Origin of the sequence: Streptomyces sp. NBC_00271, assembly GCF_036178845.1 — a bacterium.
In the GTDB taxonomy this organism is placed as follows: domain Bacteria; phylum Actinomycetota; class Actinomycetes; order Streptomycetales; family Streptomycetaceae; genus Streptomyces.
The window spans coordinates 11183458-11197758 of sequence record NZ_CP108070.1; the positions used below are offsets into that span (position 1 = coordinate 11183458).

The window sequence follows — 14301 nt, forward strand, 5'->3', positions numbered from 1 at the left end:
CCCCGCTGGGTGGGGGGTTACGACGGTGTCGGGTCGATCGGACCATGGCGTGTGGTGATCCCGGTGAGGATGAGGTCGAGGCCGGCGAGGAACTCTGTTCGGTCGTCGTGGTGGCGTAGTTGGTCTGCGACGTTGCGGGTGAAGGGGTACTCGTCGGGGTCGAGGTTGGCCCATGAGGTCGCGGTGGTGTCGAGGAATTCGGTCCGGCTGGTGTGCTGGTGGTGTCCGCGGGCGTTGGCCGCGTTCTGTCCGCCGACTCCGAGGATGTAGTTCAGCAGGGCGGAGGCGGCGGTGAACTGGGCAGGGTGGGGTACGCCGAGCGTTTGGATGTGGCGTCCGAGGTGTTCGAAGACCCGCAGTAGGGGTGACTGGGACGGGGCGCGGGCGAGTTGTGTGCCGATCCAGGGGTGGGCGTCGATGGCGTCGAAGACGCCGAGTGCGAGGGTGCGGATCGCTTCCTGCGGCGTTGCGGCGGCGGTACCGGCGGTGCTGGTGGTGTCGGCGGTCATGGTGGCGATGACGGCGTCGGTGGCGGCGTTGAGGAGTTCGTCCTTGCCCGTGACGTGCCAGTAGATCGCGCCGGGTCCGGTGGCGAGGCGTTCGGCCAGTGCGCGGAAGGTGAGCGCGCCCTCGCCGGCGGTGTCGAGAAGTGCGATCGCGGCCTCGACGATGCGCTGGCGGGAGAGTGGTTCCTCGCGTCGTTCCGGGCGGCGTGTCCTGGTTGCCATGTGTACATCCTGGCACATGCCTGGAACGGCGTTCCAGCTTGACATCTCTGGAACGCCGTTCCAGTCTGTGTCTGGAACAACGTTCCAGAGGGGGTCTGCCGCATGCTCGCCCGGCGGGCCGCGACAGGCAAGGAACCGCCATGAAAAGGAACCACCATGACCGCTGACGTCACGATCATCGGCGCCGGGCTCGGAGGGCTGACCCTCGCCCGTGTACTCCACGTCCACGGCATCCCCACGACGATCTACGAGGCCGAGACCTCACCGACCGCCCGCACGCAGGGCGGCATGCTCGACATCCACGAGTACAACGGGCAGCTCGCCCTCGACGCGGCCGACCTCCTCGAGGAGTTCCGCGGCCTCATCCACAAGGGCGGTGAGGCGTCGCGGGTCCTCGACCGGGACGGAACCGTGCTCCTCGACGAACCCGACGACGGCACCGGCGGGCGTCCGGAGGTCCACCGCGGCGCCCTACGGCAGCTTCTGCTCGACTCGCTGCCGGCCGACACGATCAAGTGGGGGCACAAGGCCACCGCGGTCCGGTCCCTCGGGGGCGGCCGGCACGAAGTGACGTTCGCGGACGGGCCGACCGTGGAGACCGGTCTCCTGGTCGGCGCGGACGGGGCGTGGTCGCGGATCCGTCCGCTGCTGTCCGACGCCACACCCGAGTACGTCGGCATATCCTTCATCGAGACCTACCTGTTCGACGGCGACACCCGCCACCCGGCCAGCGCACAGGCGGTCGGCGGCGGCGCGCTCTTCGCACTCGCACCCGGGAAGGGGATCCTCGCCCACCGGGAGCCCGGCGGCGTCCTGCACACCTACGTGGCGCTCAACAAGCCGCAGGAGTGGATCGCCGCCATCGACTTCACCCACGCGGGCGCGGCTACGGCCCGGGTCGCGGAGGAGTTCGCCGGCTGGGCCCCGGAACTCACCGCGTTGATCACCGACGGCGAGACCGCACCGGTTCCGCGGGCCATCAACGCCCTGCCGATCGCACACCGGTGGGACCGCGTGCCCGGCGTGACCCTGCTCGGCGACGCCGCCCACCTGATGTCACCTTTCGCCGGCGAGGGCGCGAACCTCGCCATGTTCGACGGAGCCGAACTCGGCAAGGCCATCGCCGCGCACCCGGACAACATCGAGGCCGCGCTCACCACGTACGAGGAAGCCCTCTTTCCACGGAGCGCCGCTGCTGCCACCGAGGCTGCCCAAAACCACGAGCTGTGCTTCGACGACAACGCCCCACACAGCCTCATCGGCCTCTTCACCAACCACGAACACGCCGAGTGACCTCCCCCGCTCGGTCACGGTAGAGGAGCGCCGGCCGAGCCGAGCAGGGCGAAGTCCCTACTCGCTCTGGTCAGGGCGGCGGGGTGGGTGAGGGGCCAGCGGTGACAGCTTGGGCCGACGGAGGCCGGGGGCCGACCGGCCAGGGCTTGCCGCGCAACGTCCGGCTGAGGCAGTCGCAGACGGTGCCGGACCGCTTTCTGTGGCAGACCGTCAGGAACGCGTGGATGGTGGCGTGCAGGGCATGGCTGGCGCGCGTGCGCTCGGCAAATCGGCGGCCTGTGGGCCAAGGCGAACACGGAGCCGACTCGCCCTCCTCCAGCGGTTCGCCCGGCGGCGCCGGCGCCGGCCGCAGGCAGTCCCGTCAGGCGCCCCGTGCGGTTCTGCCCGCGCCGAAGGGTCCGTTCAGCCGGACGATCATCCGATGACGAGCGGGAGTTTCGCGGCCAGGTCGTCCAGTTCGGCCTTCTCCGCGTCGGTCGGGGCGCGCCGTCCGGTGCCGACCAGTAGCGCGTGGGCGACCCGTAAGCGGCTCGATTGTCGGCCCTCGCGGGGGACGGCCGCGAGCAGGTGGTGGGTGTACGGGTGCTCCGGCGAGGTCAGTACGAAGGTGAGGGCGGTGGCCACCCGCTGGCGGCGGCGGCACCGACGAAAACGCGTGGCTCGTCCTCCGAGGTGAGCGGACGACCCAGCAGATCCGCCTGCGCGGCAGGGACGGTGCGCGGCTGACGCTGACGATCGTACGAAGGGGGCGGCCTCCGCCCCCGGCCTCGCACCGGCGCCTGCGCGGCGGCGGCTCGGCCGGGGAGCGGTGGCCCGTCGAAGCGGTGCTGTTGACGTTTTCCGCTCGGGGCACCGCGAGGAGGCGTGGGTCAGCCCAGTTGCGTGTCCAGCCACGCCAGGACCTCGGGGGTCACGGGGTCGGTGATGTCGGCGAACTCGTCGTGCTTCTTCAGGAACTTCGCGACGTAGGGGCACACGGGCACTATCCGCATACCGAGTTCGCGCACGTCGGTGAGCGCGTACTCGACCAACCGCGCGGCCAGGCCCTGCCCGGCGAAGGCGTCGTCGACTTCCGTGTGGAAGAAGACGCGCTGTTCACCGCGGTCGCGGTAGGCGGTGAGGCCGGCACGCTTGCCGTCGACCAGGATTTCGTAGCGATGCCTGGCGTCGTTCCGCTCGACGGTCGGAGCGGCGGGAGACGACTCGGTCATGGGGTGCCTTTCGGATGCGGGTCGGCGACGCGGCGGGTTGCCGCGTGGCGAGATGGTGGCATGCGGAAGAACGGGAGCGGGAAGACGGTCCCCCGGGTATCCCTCGACGGTGCCGAAGCGATCGGAGGCGTTCGCCCAGTCCTCCCGGGCGCGGACGATGTCCTCATGGCTACGGCCGATGAAGTTCCACCACATGACGATCTCCTCCTCGAACGGGGTTCCGCCGAGCAGTACGGTGCGAGCCGGGTCGTCCGACTCGTTCACCAACGTCAGAACTGTGGTTCCGGCCTGGGCGTAGCCCAGCTCCGCCGGACGCAGCAAGGTGTCGGCCATGCGGACGTCTCCGTGGTCGACGAGCAGCCCGTGCTCGAAGCCGGGGTCCACGGCGAACGTGACCGTCGCGCGCGGTTCGAGGACGACCTCGGCGCCGAGCAGGGGTGTGAAGGTGCGCACCGGGGACTCCTGACCGGCGAGGGAGCCCAGGAAGACCCTGATCTCGGCCCCGTCGATCCGCAGGGGCTCGGGAACGTAGTGCTGGAAGTCCCGCTCGGCGTGCCGGTGCTCCTCGGGCAGCGCCACCCACAGCTGGACGCCGTGCAGGACCGTGGTGCCCGGGGTGGACACCTCCGAGTGGCTGATGCCGTGCCCGCCCGTCATGAGGTTCAGCTCGCCGGGCCGTACGTACGCGTGGCTGCCGAGGCTGTCGCGGTGCTCGATCTCCCCGCTGAACAGCCAGCTCACCGTCTGCAGCCCGGTGTGCGGATGCGGGGCGACGTCCATGCCGCCCGTCTCGGCGATGTCGTCGGGACCGTAGTGGTCGGCGAAGCACCATGCTCCGATCAGGGTCCGCGCGCGCTGCGGCAGCGTGCGCCGCACGGTCATCGCGCGCGGGCCGCCCAGGGGTACGTCACGTGGGGAGAGAACGTCGACATCGCTCACCGGAGATCGCCTTCCGTCACCATGATAGTTTCAGATTCAACAATGATACTCGCAGCATAGTAGGACGGAGTCCGGGGTTGAGCAGCCACGCGACAGGAACCGCGACGCAGCGGATCTTCATCGACAAGCAGAGCCCGAAGGCCTACCACGCACTGGTCCAGACGTCGGAAGCGGTGCGCGCGACTGCCGCCGACGCGGGGCTCGACCGGACGGTGGTGGAGCTGATCAACCTCCGGGTGTCGCAGATCAACGGCTGCGCCTACTGCCTCAACGTGCACACCCGGGCCGCCCTGCGTGCGGGCGAGACGGCGCAGCGGCTCGGAGTGCTGGCCGCCTGGCGGGACACCGAACTGTTCACTCCCGCGGAACGCGCGGCCCTCGCGCTGGCGGAGGCGACGACCGAGCCGACCGACGCCGCCGCGCAGGAAACCGCCTGGGCGGGTGCTCGTGACGTCCTCACCGACGACCAGATCTCCGCGGTGATCTGGGTGGCGATCGCCATCAACGCGTTCAACCGGGTCTCGATCATGAGCAAGCACCCGGTGCGTACGGAGCGCTGATCCCGCCGGGGGAGCGGGGCGGCTGTCCGGGCGTGGCTCGGGTACGGACCGGGCGGGGTCGCCGTGGTCCCGGTGGTCGAATGCCCTGAAGAAGTTCGAGCTGAGCACGCACCTCCGCGACGGTGTGCGGCAGGCGATCGAGAGCCAGACCGAGGGCATGGAATTGCTGCGCCCCGAGGACATCGCCGACGCGGTCTCCTACATCGTCGCCCGGGACCATCGGGTGGCCGTCGACGAGATCCTCGTGCGCGCCGGCGAGGATCGGGCCAACCCGCCCTGCGCAGCCGGGATCGCAGGTGGCAGTCGGCAGCTTTGGCGGCATGGTCGGTCACTGGCGTTGCGAGCAACCGTCCGAAGAGGCCTGATCGGGGCGGAGTGACTGCCGAAAGCGTTGCCGTACGCGGCAGGCGCTCGGGGGGAAGAGTTCGCACCTGACCTGCCGATTGGGCCGGGGCCGGTATCTGGAACCGTGATCGAACCCCCTGTGGTGAAACGACTCTTCGGTCGCCGTCCGGTCGACGGATCCGGCGCGGGCGGACAACCACCGTTCGCCGGAGCCTCGCCCTTGGCGCCGATCCCGTGGTCGTGACGCACACGAGCCCGGTGGGAGCGCGGGGTTGCTCCGCAGGAACAGCCGTACCGCCGCCCGGCTATGACGCTCCTGTTCGTCGGCGTCGCGCACGATACCGAAGGACGCGAGGCGCGCCGGTGCGCCCGAGTCCATACCGAGGACAAGGCCGAGCTGCGCGACCGGCCGGCCGGCGCGGGTGTCCAGCGCGTCGTGAAACTGGGCAGCGCCCTCAGCGGCAGCATCGGCAATCCGCACGACGCGATGTATCCCCTGCACCAGTTCGTCAACTGGGTGGTCGACGACGATGCCTGACTCCATGCGGTCGCGCCTGCTCGGCCGGTCCGGCCTGCGCGTCAGCGAACTGTGCCTGGGCACGATGACGTTCGGCACCGAGTGGGGATTCGGGGCCGAGGAAGCGATCTGCCGGGAGATCTACGTCGCCTTCCGCGAGGCGGGCGGCACCTTCCTCGACACCGCCGACGTCTACAACGACGGCGCGAGCGAACGAATCGTCGGCCGCCTCGTGGCGGCCGAACGCGACGCGGTCCTCCTGGGTACGAAGTTCACCCTGCCGACCGACAGGAACGACCCGAACTCCGGCGGCAGCCACCGCAAGGGCCTGCGCCGCAGCGTCGAGGAAAGCCTGCGCCGACTGGCCGCCGACCACGTCACCTGCTGTGGGTGCACGCCTGGGACGAGTGCACCGCCGCCGAGGAGACCCTGCGGGCCCTCGACGACCTCATACGCTCCGGGAACGTACCGGCCGTCGGGGTGAGCAACACCCCGGCCTGGGTGATCGCCCGCTCCCAGGCCATCGCCGAACTCCGCGGCTGGAGTGCCTATTGCGGCCTGCAGTCGAGTACTCCCTCGCCGCGCGGTCGCCCGACCGCGAACTCCTGCCCATGGCACGGGCGCTCGGACTCACCGTGACCGCGTGGAGCCCCCTCGCGCGCGGCCTGCTCGTCGGCAAGCGCCCCCTTCCTGGCTCCCCGTCTCCCGCCGACAGGCCCTGGACGCCGTCACGGTGATCGCGGCCGAGACCGGTCTGACGCCTGCGCGAGTCGCCCTCGCCTGGGTGCTGCGCCAAGGGCTCCTGCCGGTGCTCGACACCCGCACCCGCGCCCCAGTTGCACGACACGACTTTCTGTACGACCGCCGCACCGCGCTCGCGCCACCGAAACCGGAGCCTGGGGATCACGACCGCTGAACACCGATGGCCTTATGGAACGCCGAGTTCGAACAGGACGTACCCCGCGTATGAGCCGGAGGCGAGCGCGGCGATTCCGAGGACGGTGCACAGCACCGGCGTGCTGAGCCGGCGCATGGCGACGGCGCACGGGATGAACAGGGGGAAGGCCGGGAGAAGGTAGCGGGAGATGTTGCCGAAGATCTGCTGGCTGCCCAGGACGAGCGCGATCGTCAGGACGGTGTGGACGACGAGGACCGCAGGCGGGCGGAGCCGGAGCAGCAGCGGCAGGACGATGAGGGCCAGCAGGACCGTGCCTACGCCGATGAAGTCTTCGTAGGGGTAGGCGAAGAGGTAGTCGAAGTGGCCCACCGGGAGGGACGTGAACACGTCGAGGGTGTGCTTGCCGTAGTCGAACGTGTGGGCCCAGGCGCCTTCCTGGAGCTTGAAGTACCCGCTGTGGTCGCCCATCCGGTATCCCACCCAGCCGAGGTAGCCGAACAGGCCGAGGGGGGCGATCGCCACGGCGATCAGCGGCCGCAGGAATTTGACCCTACGCCTCTTCCCGTCCGGGCCGGGGGCGTCTCCCCAGCGGCGGACCTCCCGCCGTTGCCGGTGTACGGCCAGCAGCGCCGCGACGGCGAGCGCCGCGATCAGCGCGGTGGCCGTCGGACGAGTGAGACCCGTGGCGCAGGTCAGGATGCCGGCGGTGATCCAGTGGTGGCGCATGACGGCGTAGCAGGCCCATGCTGCGAGGGCGACGTAGAGGGACTCCGAGTAGCCCGACCACTCCATGCCGGATCCGGGCCACACGGCCCAGAGGCCGGCTGCGGCGAGCCCGGCCCGCCGTCCGCCGATCCGCGCGGTGACGGCGTGGATCGCCAGGGCGGCGACGAACGAGGCGGCGACCGAGACCAGCAGGCCGGCGCCGAACAGACCCAGGCCGGTGCAGGAGGAGACCAGCCGCATCAGGGCGGGGTACAGCGGGAAGAACGCCGCGGAGTTGCCCTCGATGGTGATCAGGCCGCTCGCCCCGGGTACCGGGACGAGCGCGGGGTGGTAGCCGTGCGCGGCGATCTGCTGGTACCACCAGCCGTCCCAGGTGGCCAGGACGTCCCAAGCGTGGGCGCCGCCGCCGAAGCGGGGGTCCTTCTTGCGGAAGTCCCCGGAGGAGTCCAGCAGGTACATGAAGACGCAGAAGCCGATGAGCTTCAGCGCACCGTACAGCGCGAGCACCGGACCGTGGTGCTCGGCCGCCCGGCACAGTCGCGCCCACCGCTGCCGGGCGGTGGAGGTGAGAGAGGTGAGAGAGATAGGGGAGGGAGATGGGGCAGGCGGCAGGCTGGTGTTGTACGGCGGTTCCGTGGCGGGCGAACGGCCTTCGGCGTGGGGCCTGTTGCGTTCGTACGACGGAGCGTTCGTGAGGCTCGGGTCGTTCATCGGGGCTCGGCTCCTGTTCGGTTGCCGCGGGGGCCGGCGGTGAACACCCAGGCCCGCAGGAGCAGGAAGCGCAGCAGTGTCGCGACCAGGTTGGCGATGACGAGCACCGCGACTTCCGTGGGCCGCGCGGGTTCCGGCGCCCAGCGGTGCAGCGCGGCGAGCGAGCCGCTGGTGAGCGCCAGACCGAGGCCGAAGACCACCAGGCCCTTGGCCTGCTGCCGCAGCGCTCCGCCCCGCCCGCGCAGCCCGAAGGTGAGCCGCCGGTTCGCGGCGGTGTTCGCGACGGCGCAGACCAGCAGCGCCCACGCGTTGGCGCCCTGCGGCCCCGCCACCGGGCGCAGGGCCGAGTAGAGGAGGACGTACCCGACCGTGCTCACCACGCCGACGGCGCCGAAGCGCAGCAACTGGGCGGACAGTGGGCCCGGCGGATCACCTCCGGTGGCGCGCCGCAGCCCCGCCGTCGGGAGCGTGCCACGGGCGAGCGCCCTGCCGATCCTGACGATGCCGCGCAGGTCGGCCATGGCCGTCGAGACCAGATCGACGCGGCTGTCGGGGTCGTCCACCCAGTCGACGGGCACCTCGTGGATGCGTAGCCCGGCCCGCTCGGCGATCACCAGCAGTTCGGTGTCGAAGAACCACTCCGAGTCCTCCACCAGGGGCAGCAGCCGCTCGGCGACGTCGCGCCGGACCGCTTTGAAGCCGCACTGCGCGTCGGAGAAGCCGACGGCGAGAGTGGAACGCAGCAGGACGTTGTAACAACGGGAGATGATCTCCCGCTTGGGACCGCGTATCACCCGGGAGCCACGGGCCAGGCGGGTGCCGATGGCTATGTCGGAGTGGCCGGAGATCAGCGGGGCGACCAGCGGGAGCAGCGCGTTCAGTTCGGTGGACAGGTCCACGTCCAGGTAGGCCAGGACCGGGGCCCGCGAGCGCGACCAGGCGACGCGCAGGGCACGGCCACGCCCCTTCTCGGCCAGCCGTATCCACTCGGCCTCCGGCAGTTCGGCGGCCAGCCGGGCCGCGATCCGCGGGGTGTCGTCGGTGCTGGCGTTGTCGGCGACGGTGATGCGGAACGGGTACGGGAACGTCTCACGCAGATGCGCGTGCAGCCGCCGCACGCTCGGCTCCAGATCCGTCTCCTCGTTGAACACGGGGACGACCACGTCCAGTACGGGTTCCGGGTGGTCCGCCGGCAGCGGCAGGCGGAGCGGCAGTCGGTCCATGGGCAGTCCCGTCGCGAGGTTCATCGGGGCGGACCGTGCGGTCTTGGTCATGGTTCATCCAGGTTTCTGTGCTGTCGCAGGGCATGCCGAAGGCGCTCACGGCGCAGCTGCGATCAGGGAGTACGGCCAGGGGTCGAGCAGGGACAGGGGGCGGCGCGGAAATTCCGTGGGGGAGCGGCCGGGACGGCCGTGTCTTCGGCGGCTACTCGGCGCCGGTCGCGCTGACGAACGACGAGGGCTCGAGTGTCGTCGTCGGCGGGGACGACGGCGTGATGCTTCCGCTCGGTGTGGCCGGGACGGTGGCCGGCGGACCGGCAGTCGCGGTCCCCGAGGGACCGGTGCCGACCGAGCTCGAGCTCTCTATCGCACTCTCGGTCGTGATCGGCGCCGTGGGCGTGGTGGGGGCCGACCCGGTAGGGCTGGTGCTGGGGGGCGGGGTCGGGGACGGCGTGGTGGTCGGGGAGGAGAAGCCGGTCGTGGGCCGCGGCACGGGGGCCTGGGGTTGGTCGCGGTCCGGCGCGTGTGGCAGCAGGACCAGGCTTACGCCGAGCCCGGCGGCCACCAGTACGGAGCCCACGGCCTTCTGCGCGGCGCGGACCCGGCGGCGGACGAGCACTCCCGTCCTGAGCCGGTTCTGTTGTGCGGGCTCAAAAGGGGTGTACTCCTGGGCGTCGCGCATCATCCGCGCCAACTCCCGCTCGAAGTGATCCATGCTTCCCTTCACCCCACCGGCTCGATGACATCGGCCAGGATCTGACGCAGTCGCGCCACTCCGCGTGACGCGTGGGACCGGGCGGTGCCCAGCGGGCATCCCAGAACCTCCGCGACCTGCTTTTCGGGCAGGTCCTGGTAGTAACGCAGCACCACGGCGGCCCGCTGCCGGGGCGGCAGCTGGGCGAGGGCCGCCTCCAGCCGCGTCCGCTCCACCACGGCGGCGGACTCGTCCCCGGTGTGTGCCAGGTCGGGCAGCTGCTCCACGGGCCGCTCGCCCCACCACCGCCGGCGGGCGGAACGGGCGGCCGCGCGTGCCAGGACCTTGCGTACGTACGCCTCGGGCGCCTCGTCCGCGACCTTCGGCCAGACGAACCAGAGCTTGACCAGGGCTTCCTGGAGCAGATCCTCGGCACGGTGTCGGTCACCTCCACAGAGCAGACGGGCGAGGTGGAACAACGCCGACCAACGGGCCGCTACGAACCCGTCGTAGCTCTCGGCCTGAGCCTGTTCCATCCGCACCGTCCCCGCACTTGCCAGCTTCGTACACCTGGAGAAAGACGTTGGTGAGCACCTCGCTATGCACTTCCGGCGCGTGATGCGGGTCACGTTGTTGGGGCCCGGCGATGGACCGACGGCTACCTCACCTGCTCCACGAGGGAGTCAGAACAACCGCCTCAGCCAGGAGTCGATCGCCGCATAGTCGTGATCAGTCAGACCACGGCGGGGGTCGACCCGGTGGAGCAGGGCGTTCGCTGGATGGTGAGCGGTGACCCAGGCCCGATCGGTGTCGGTGATCTCGTCGTCGACCCAGACGAACGGGCGTCCGGCCGCCCATTCGACAAGGGTGCGGGTCTTCCAGTGCAATCCGTTCCGCTCGTCCTGATCATCGATGTCGGACGGTTCCAGCCAGACCACCACAGGCAGCTGCGGCAGACCAATGCGCGGGGCGATGCACTCGTTCGCGTCAGCCATCCATGTCGTGGCCCAGACCACCTCGCACGGGAGCGCCGCCAGCCGAGGCCCGTGCTCGGGATCCAGTCGGGCCAAGAGCGGATTCGCGTCGGCATCGAGCGGTTCGAGGCCGGTGGCATGGGCCGGATACTGTTCGGGCGCCGCACCGAACGGGATGAGCGGTCCGTCGACATCGAGAAACAGCAGCGGACGCTGCGGAGAGCCAGTCACGCCGGCACGATAGCGGCGGATCACAACGGGGACCGGACCGTCTCGACCACGTCAGCCCTGTGGTCGGCCACCGAACAATCACGGCGATCCGCTCGAGTCTGCCGAGTACCGCACGAGAGCGGAAACGATCCTGGCTCCGCAGACGCTGGTCGCCGGTGCGGACAGCGTCACCTCGATCGTCGACAGCACCGGCACGGGGCACCGGTGGCTGTCGACCGACGGGATCGGGTTCGTGGCCGGCGTGGTCGGGCGCGTCACACGGAGTACCGTCAGCGGCAACGACTGCCGAGAACCAGATCCGGACCGCGGCCCGGATCTCTTCAGCGACAGCCGATACAAAGGCGGTGCTCGACGGGCCGTATCAAGCGGACATTCGGGGCGCCGGTACGTACCTTCGAGTGGTGCGGCTTGACTGCCACGGCGACCGTACAGCCGTAGAACCGCGGTCGTCCGGGTCTCGCGAGCTCGGGTCCGACACCCTGAGTTGTTCGCAGGGTGTCGGATGGCTTGTCGGGATACGCGAGGGCGTGGCGGGATAGAGGCTCTGTGTCGTTCAAGCTTCGGAGGCTGTGATGATCGTCCCGTTCGGGGTCCGTGATTTTCTGGATCGTGCCGTCACTGTGTATGCCGACCGGGTGGGTGTGGTGGACGAGCCGGACCAACCGGCCGAGGTCTGGGAGGGGCTGACGTACGGGCGGGTGGGGGAGTTGGCGCGGGCTCAGGCTGCCGGGCTGGATGCGCTGGGTGTGCCGCTGGGCGCTCGCGTGGCGGTGGTCTCGCCGAACAGCGCGCGGCTTCTGACGTCGTTCTTCGGTGTCAGCGGCTACGGGCGGGTGCTGGTCCCGGTCAACTTCCGCCTGACGGCGGACGAGGTGAGCTACATCGTCGGTCACTCGGGGGCCGATGTGCTCCTTGTCGACCCGGAGCTGACGGAGCGTCTGGCCGATGTCAAGTGCGGGCACCGTTTCACGCTCGGCGCCGCAGCCGACGCCGAGCTGTACCGCTTCGGCACTGCCCCGCAAGCCTGGGAGGCGGACGAGAACGCCACCGCGACCATCAACTACACCAGTGGTACGACGGCCCGGCCCAAGGGGGTGCAGATCACCCATCGCAACATCTGGGTGAACGCGGTCACCTTCGCGTTGCACGCCGGGGTGACGGACCGGGACGTGTATCTGCACACGTTGCCGATGTTCCATGCCAACGGCTGGGGCATGCCGTTCGCGATGTCGGCCCTGGGCGTGCCACAGATCGTGCTGCGCAAGGTGGACGGGGCCGAGATCCTGCGCCGGGTGGCCGAGCACGGTGTGACGGTGATGTGCGCGGCGCCCGCGGTCGTGGGGGCGGTGCTGGCCGCCGCCGAGTCCTGGGAGGGGGAGATCCCCGGCCGTGATCGGGTGCGGATCATCGTTGCGGGCGCTCCGCCGCCGACCCAGACGGTCGCGCGCGTGGAGTCGGAGCTGGGGTGGGAGTTCATTCAGATCTACGGCCTGACCGAGACCTCGCCGCTGCTGACCGTCAACCGTGCCCGCGCCGAGTGGGACGGCCTCGGCGCTGCGGAGCGGGCGGAGAAGCTGGTGCGGGCCGGTGCTCCCGCGCTGGGCGTGACCCTCAGGACGGACGCCGAGGGTGAGGTCCTCGCGCGCTCGAACGTGGTTCTGGAGGGGTACTGGGAGCAGCCGGAGGAGAGTGCACGGGCGTTGTCCGGGGGCTGGTTCCACACGGGGGACGGAGGGTCGATCGGCGAGTACAGCCATCTGACGATCAGTGACCGCAAGAAGGACGTGATCATCACGGGCGGGGAGAACGTGTCGTCGATCGAGGTGGAGGACGTCCTCTTCAGCCATCCGGCGGTTGCCGAGGTCGCGGTGATCGGGGTGCCTGACGAGAAGTGGGGCGAGACCGTGAAGGCGCTGGTGGTTCTTGCTCCCGGCGCGCGGGTGACGCAGGACGAGCTGATCCGGTTCTGCAAGGAGCGTCTCGCCGGCTTCAAGGCGCCTACTTCGGTGGAGTTCCGGGAGGAGTTGGCGCGTACGACGACCGGCAAGCTCCAGAAGTACAAGTTGCGGGAGCCGTATTGGGAGGGACGCGAGCGGGAACTCGGCTGAGGTGTCCGCAGGGTGGGTGCCGATGCTGAAATGGTGAGCGCGGCTCCACCTCCTGCCGGGCTCACCATCACGCTGGGAACCGGTCGATCTTTCCTGGAAGTGAGGAGCCCGGCGGGCAGGTTGACGTAGGGTCAGGTGAGCGAGAGAAGGATCTTGCCTCGGCCTGCGCCCGTTTCCAGGAGTTGGTGTGCCTTCGCCGCCTCGCCCAGGGGCAGGGTCTGCGTCACCCCGGGCCGGATCCGCCCCGCCGCGAGCAGCCGGAGTGCTTCGCCGAGGTATTCGCCTATCCGCTCGGGAGCCCGACGAGCGAGGTCGCCGATGTTGAACCCGGCGACGGTCCGGTTGCCCTTCCACAAGTCCCACACCGAGGCCGTCCACTGCTCGTGTCGACCGAGGTCTCCGTAGGCGACCAGGCGGCCGAACGGCGCCAGCACGGTCAGGCTCTGCTCCCGGATCGGCCCGCCGACGGGATCGAGGACCAGGTCCACGCCCCGGCCACCAGTCACCGCGGCCAACCGCTCCGCGAAGCCTTCACGCAGAAACACTGCGTCGTAGCCCAACTCGGTGGCATACGGAATCTTCTCCACCGAGCCGACCGTGCCGTACACCCGACCGGCTCCCAGCTCCCGGGCCAGCTGCGCGGCCGCAGAGCCCACACCCCCCGCCGCGGAGTGGATCAGCACATCTTCCCCCTCCCTCAGCCGACCGGCGTCCTTGAGCACACCAAAGGCCGTCGGAAAGACGCACGGCAGCCCCGCTGCCTCGGCCAGGTCGGCCTCTCCCGTCCCGGTGCGCAGTGGCCTGACGAACCGCGTGTCCGCGGTCACCACCTCGGCGTAGCCGCCGAAAGCCGGTAGGTACGCAGCAATCGGCTCGCCGACCTCAAGGCCGCTCACCCCCGCACCGAGCGCGACAACAGTCCCCGCCACCTCCAGGCCGGGAACGTCCACTCCACCAGGGCCGTCCGGGGTGCCGAACTCGCCCCGGCGGTGCTGGATTTCCGCGAAATTGACGCCCGCGAAGGCGACCCGCACAGTGACCTGGTCGGCAGCCGGCACGGGCTCGGGCAGCTCCAGCTCCTCCAGTACCTCGACGCCACCGTTGACTCTGAACCCGACCGCCCGCATACGACGCTCCCCTCATCGT

16 protein-coding genes and 2 pseudogenes are annotated in these 14301 nt (G+C 70.2%); 8 read left to right on the plus strand and 10 right to left on the minus strand.

Annotation, left to right across the window (positions count from 1 at the left end):
• Positions 1–17: 17 nt before the first annotated feature.
• Entirely contained in the window at positions 18–728 is a 711-nt protein-coding gene (locus tag OG798_RS51000) for a TetR/AcrR family transcriptional regulator (RefSeq protein WP_097228592.1), read from the minus strand.
• A 156-nt stretch (positions 729–884) separates the two neighbouring features.
• On the opposite strand from OG798_RS51000, the gene OG798_RS51005 reads away from it, so the two are divergent.
• Complete coding sequence (locus tag OG798_RS51005; RefSeq protein WP_328759653.1) at positions 885–2021, plus strand: FAD-dependent oxidoreductase; 1137 nt, start codon at positions 885–887, stop codon at positions 2019–2021.
• A 414-nt stretch (positions 2022–2435) separates the two neighbouring features.
• Here OG798_RS51005 and OG798_RS51010 read toward each other — a convergent pair.
• The 3 genes and pseudogenes from OG798_RS51010 to OG798_RS51020 form a co-directional block, all read right to left on the minus strand.
• A pseudogene (locus OG798_RS51010) lies at positions 2436–2531 on the minus strand (maleylpyruvate isomerase N-terminal domain-containing protein); the annotation flags it as partial.
• A 359-nt stretch (positions 2532–2890) separates the two neighbouring features.
• On the minus strand, positions 2891–3232 hold the full coding sequence (locus OG798_RS51015) for a GNAT family N-acetyltransferase (RefSeq protein ID WP_328760201.1): 342 nt from the start codon (positions 3230–3232) through the stop codon (positions 2891–2893).
• A 27-nt stretch (positions 3233–3259) separates the two neighbouring features.
• A pseudogene (locus OG798_RS51020) lies at positions 3260–4171 on the minus strand (pirin family protein); the annotation flags it as partial.
• A gap of 77 nt (positions 4172–4248) precedes the next feature.
• On the opposite strand from OG798_RS51020, the gene OG798_RS51025 reads away from it, so the two are divergent.
• The 6 genes from OG798_RS51025 (at position 4249) to OG798_RS56865 (ending at position 6509) form a co-directional block, all read left to right on the plus strand.
• Positions 4249–4731 (plus strand): carboxymuconolactone decarboxylase family protein, encoded by a 483-nt coding sequence (locus OG798_RS51025; protein WP_121413480.1) that lies wholly within the window; start codon positions 4249–4251, stop codon positions 4729–4731.
• 124 nt (positions 4732–4855) lie between these two features.
• Positions 4856–5110, plus strand: coding sequence for a hypothetical protein (locus OG798_RS51030; RefSeq protein WP_220788737.1), 255 nt, complete (start codon positions 4856–4858; stop codon positions 5108–5110).
• 273 nt (positions 5111–5383) lie between these two features.
• A complete protein-coding gene (locus tag OG798_RS51035) occupies positions 5384–5614 on the plus strand; it encodes an acyl-CoA reductase (RefSeq protein ID WP_328759654.1) in 231 nt (76 codons plus the stop codon).
• Positions 5615–5618: 4 nt separating this feature from the next.
• Positions 5619–6077, plus strand: coding sequence for an aldo/keto reductase (locus OG798_RS51040; protein ID WP_328759655.1), 459 nt, complete (start codon positions 5619–5621; stop codon positions 6075–6077).
• The gene (locus OG798_RS56860) at positions 5984–6232 is read left to right on the plus strand and encodes an aldo/keto reductase (protein WP_358580015.1); all 249 of its coding nucleotides are present in this window, start codon (positions 5984–5986) and stop codon (positions 6230–6232) included. The genes OG798_RS51040 and OG798_RS56860 overlap by 94 nt, the downstream gene beginning before the upstream one ends.
• A 4-nt stretch (positions 6233–6236) precedes the next feature.
• Positions 6237–6509, plus strand: coding sequence for a hypothetical protein (locus OG798_RS56865; protein ID WP_358580018.1), 273 nt, complete (start codon positions 6237–6239; stop codon positions 6507–6509).
• A 12-nt stretch (positions 6510–6521) separates the two neighbouring features.
• Here OG798_RS56865 and OG798_RS51050 read toward each other — a convergent pair whose 3' ends face one another.
• The 5 genes from OG798_RS51050 to OG798_RS51070 all read right to left on the minus strand — a co-directional run bounded on the left by OG798_RS51050 (position 6522) and on the right by OG798_RS51070 (position 11047).
• Positions 6522–7928 carry a hypothetical protein gene (locus OG798_RS51050; protein ID WP_328759657.1) on the minus strand — a complete coding sequence of 469 codons (1407 nt, stop codon included), beginning with the start codon at positions 7926–7928 and terminating at the stop codon, positions 6522–6524.
• A complete protein-coding gene (locus OG798_RS51055; protein ID WP_121418083.1) occupies positions 7925–9151 on the minus strand; it encodes a glycosyltransferase in 1227 nt (408 codons plus the stop codon). Before OG798_RS51055 ends, OG798_RS51050 begins: the two co-directional genes overlap by 4 nt.
• A gap of 202 nt (positions 9152–9353) precedes the next feature.
• Positions 9354–9863: a cellulase gene (locus tag OG798_RS51060; RefSeq protein WP_120988046.1), complete on the minus strand. Its 510-nt coding sequence runs from the start codon at positions 9861–9863 to the stop codon at positions 9354–9356.
• An 8-nt stretch (positions 9864–9871) separates the two neighbouring features.
• Entirely contained in the window at positions 9872–10378 is a 507-nt protein-coding gene (locus OG798_RS51065; protein ID WP_095850313.1) for a SigE family RNA polymerase sigma factor, read from the minus strand.
• A 147-nt stretch (positions 10379–10525) separates the two neighbouring features.
• Positions 10526–11047, minus strand: coding sequence for an HAD domain-containing protein (locus OG798_RS51070; RefSeq protein WP_328759658.1), 522 nt, complete (start codon positions 11045–11047; stop codon positions 10526–10528).
• Positions 11048–11619: 572 nt separating this feature from the next.
• Between OG798_RS51070 and OG798_RS51075 the strand changes: the two genes are divergently transcribed.
• Positions 11620–13155 carry an AMP-binding protein gene (locus OG798_RS51075; RefSeq protein WP_328759659.1) on the plus strand — a complete coding sequence of 512 codons (1536 nt, stop codon included), beginning with the start codon at positions 11620–11622 and terminating at the stop codon, positions 13153–13155.
• A 131-nt stretch (positions 13156–13286) separates the two neighbouring features.
• On the opposite strand, the gene OG798_RS51080 is transcribed toward OG798_RS51075, so the two are convergent.
• Complete coding sequence (locus OG798_RS51080) at positions 13287–14282, minus strand: quinone oxidoreductase family protein (protein ID WP_328759660.1); 996 nt, start codon at positions 14280–14282, stop codon at positions 13287–13289.
• Between the last annotated feature and the right edge of the window lie 19 nt (positions 14283–14301).

Coding starts and splice junctions, on each gene's coding strand:
- OG798_RS51060 (WP_120988046.1), bottom strand. CDS start 9,863: ATGGATCACTTCGAGCGGGAGTTGGCGCGGATGATGCGCGACGCCCAG.
- OG798_RS51000 (WP_097228592.1), bottom strand. CDS start 728: ATGGCAACCAGGACACGCCGCCCGGAACGACGCGAGGAACCACTCTCC.
- OG798_RS51035 (WP_328759654.1), top strand. CDS start 5,384: ATGACGCTCCTGTTCGTCGGCGTCGCGCACGATACCGAAGGACGCGAG.
- OG798_RS51065 (WP_095850313.1), bottom strand. CDS start 10,378: ATGGAACAGGCTCAGGCCGAGAGCTACGACGGGTTCGTAGCGGCCCGT.
- OG798_RS51040 (WP_328759655.1), top strand. CDS start 5,619: ATGCGGTCGCGCCTGCTCGGCCGGTCCGGCCTGCGCGTCAGCGAACTG.
- OG798_RS51055 (WP_121418083.1), bottom strand. CDS start 9,151: ATGGACCGACTGCCGCTCCGCCTGCCGCTGCCGGCGGACCACCCGGAA.
- OG798_RS51075 (WP_328759659.1), top strand. CDS start 11,620: ATGATCGTCCCGTTCGGGGTCCGTGATTTTCTGGATCGTGCCGTCACT.
- OG798_RS51080 (WP_328759660.1), bottom strand. CDS start 14,282: ATGCGGGCGGTCGGGTTCAGAGTCAACGGTGGCGTCGAGGTACTGGAG.
- OG798_RS51050 (WP_328759657.1), bottom strand. CDS start 7,928: ATGAACGACCCGAGCCTCACGAACGCTCCGTCGTACGAACGCAACAGG.
- OG798_RS51015 (WP_328760201.1), bottom strand. CDS start 3,232: ATGACCGAGTCGTCTCCCGCCGCTCCGACCGTCGAGCGGAACGACGCC.
- OG798_RS51005 (WP_328759653.1), top strand. CDS start 885: ATGACCGCTGACGTCACGATCATCGGCGCCGGGCTCGGAGGGCTGACC.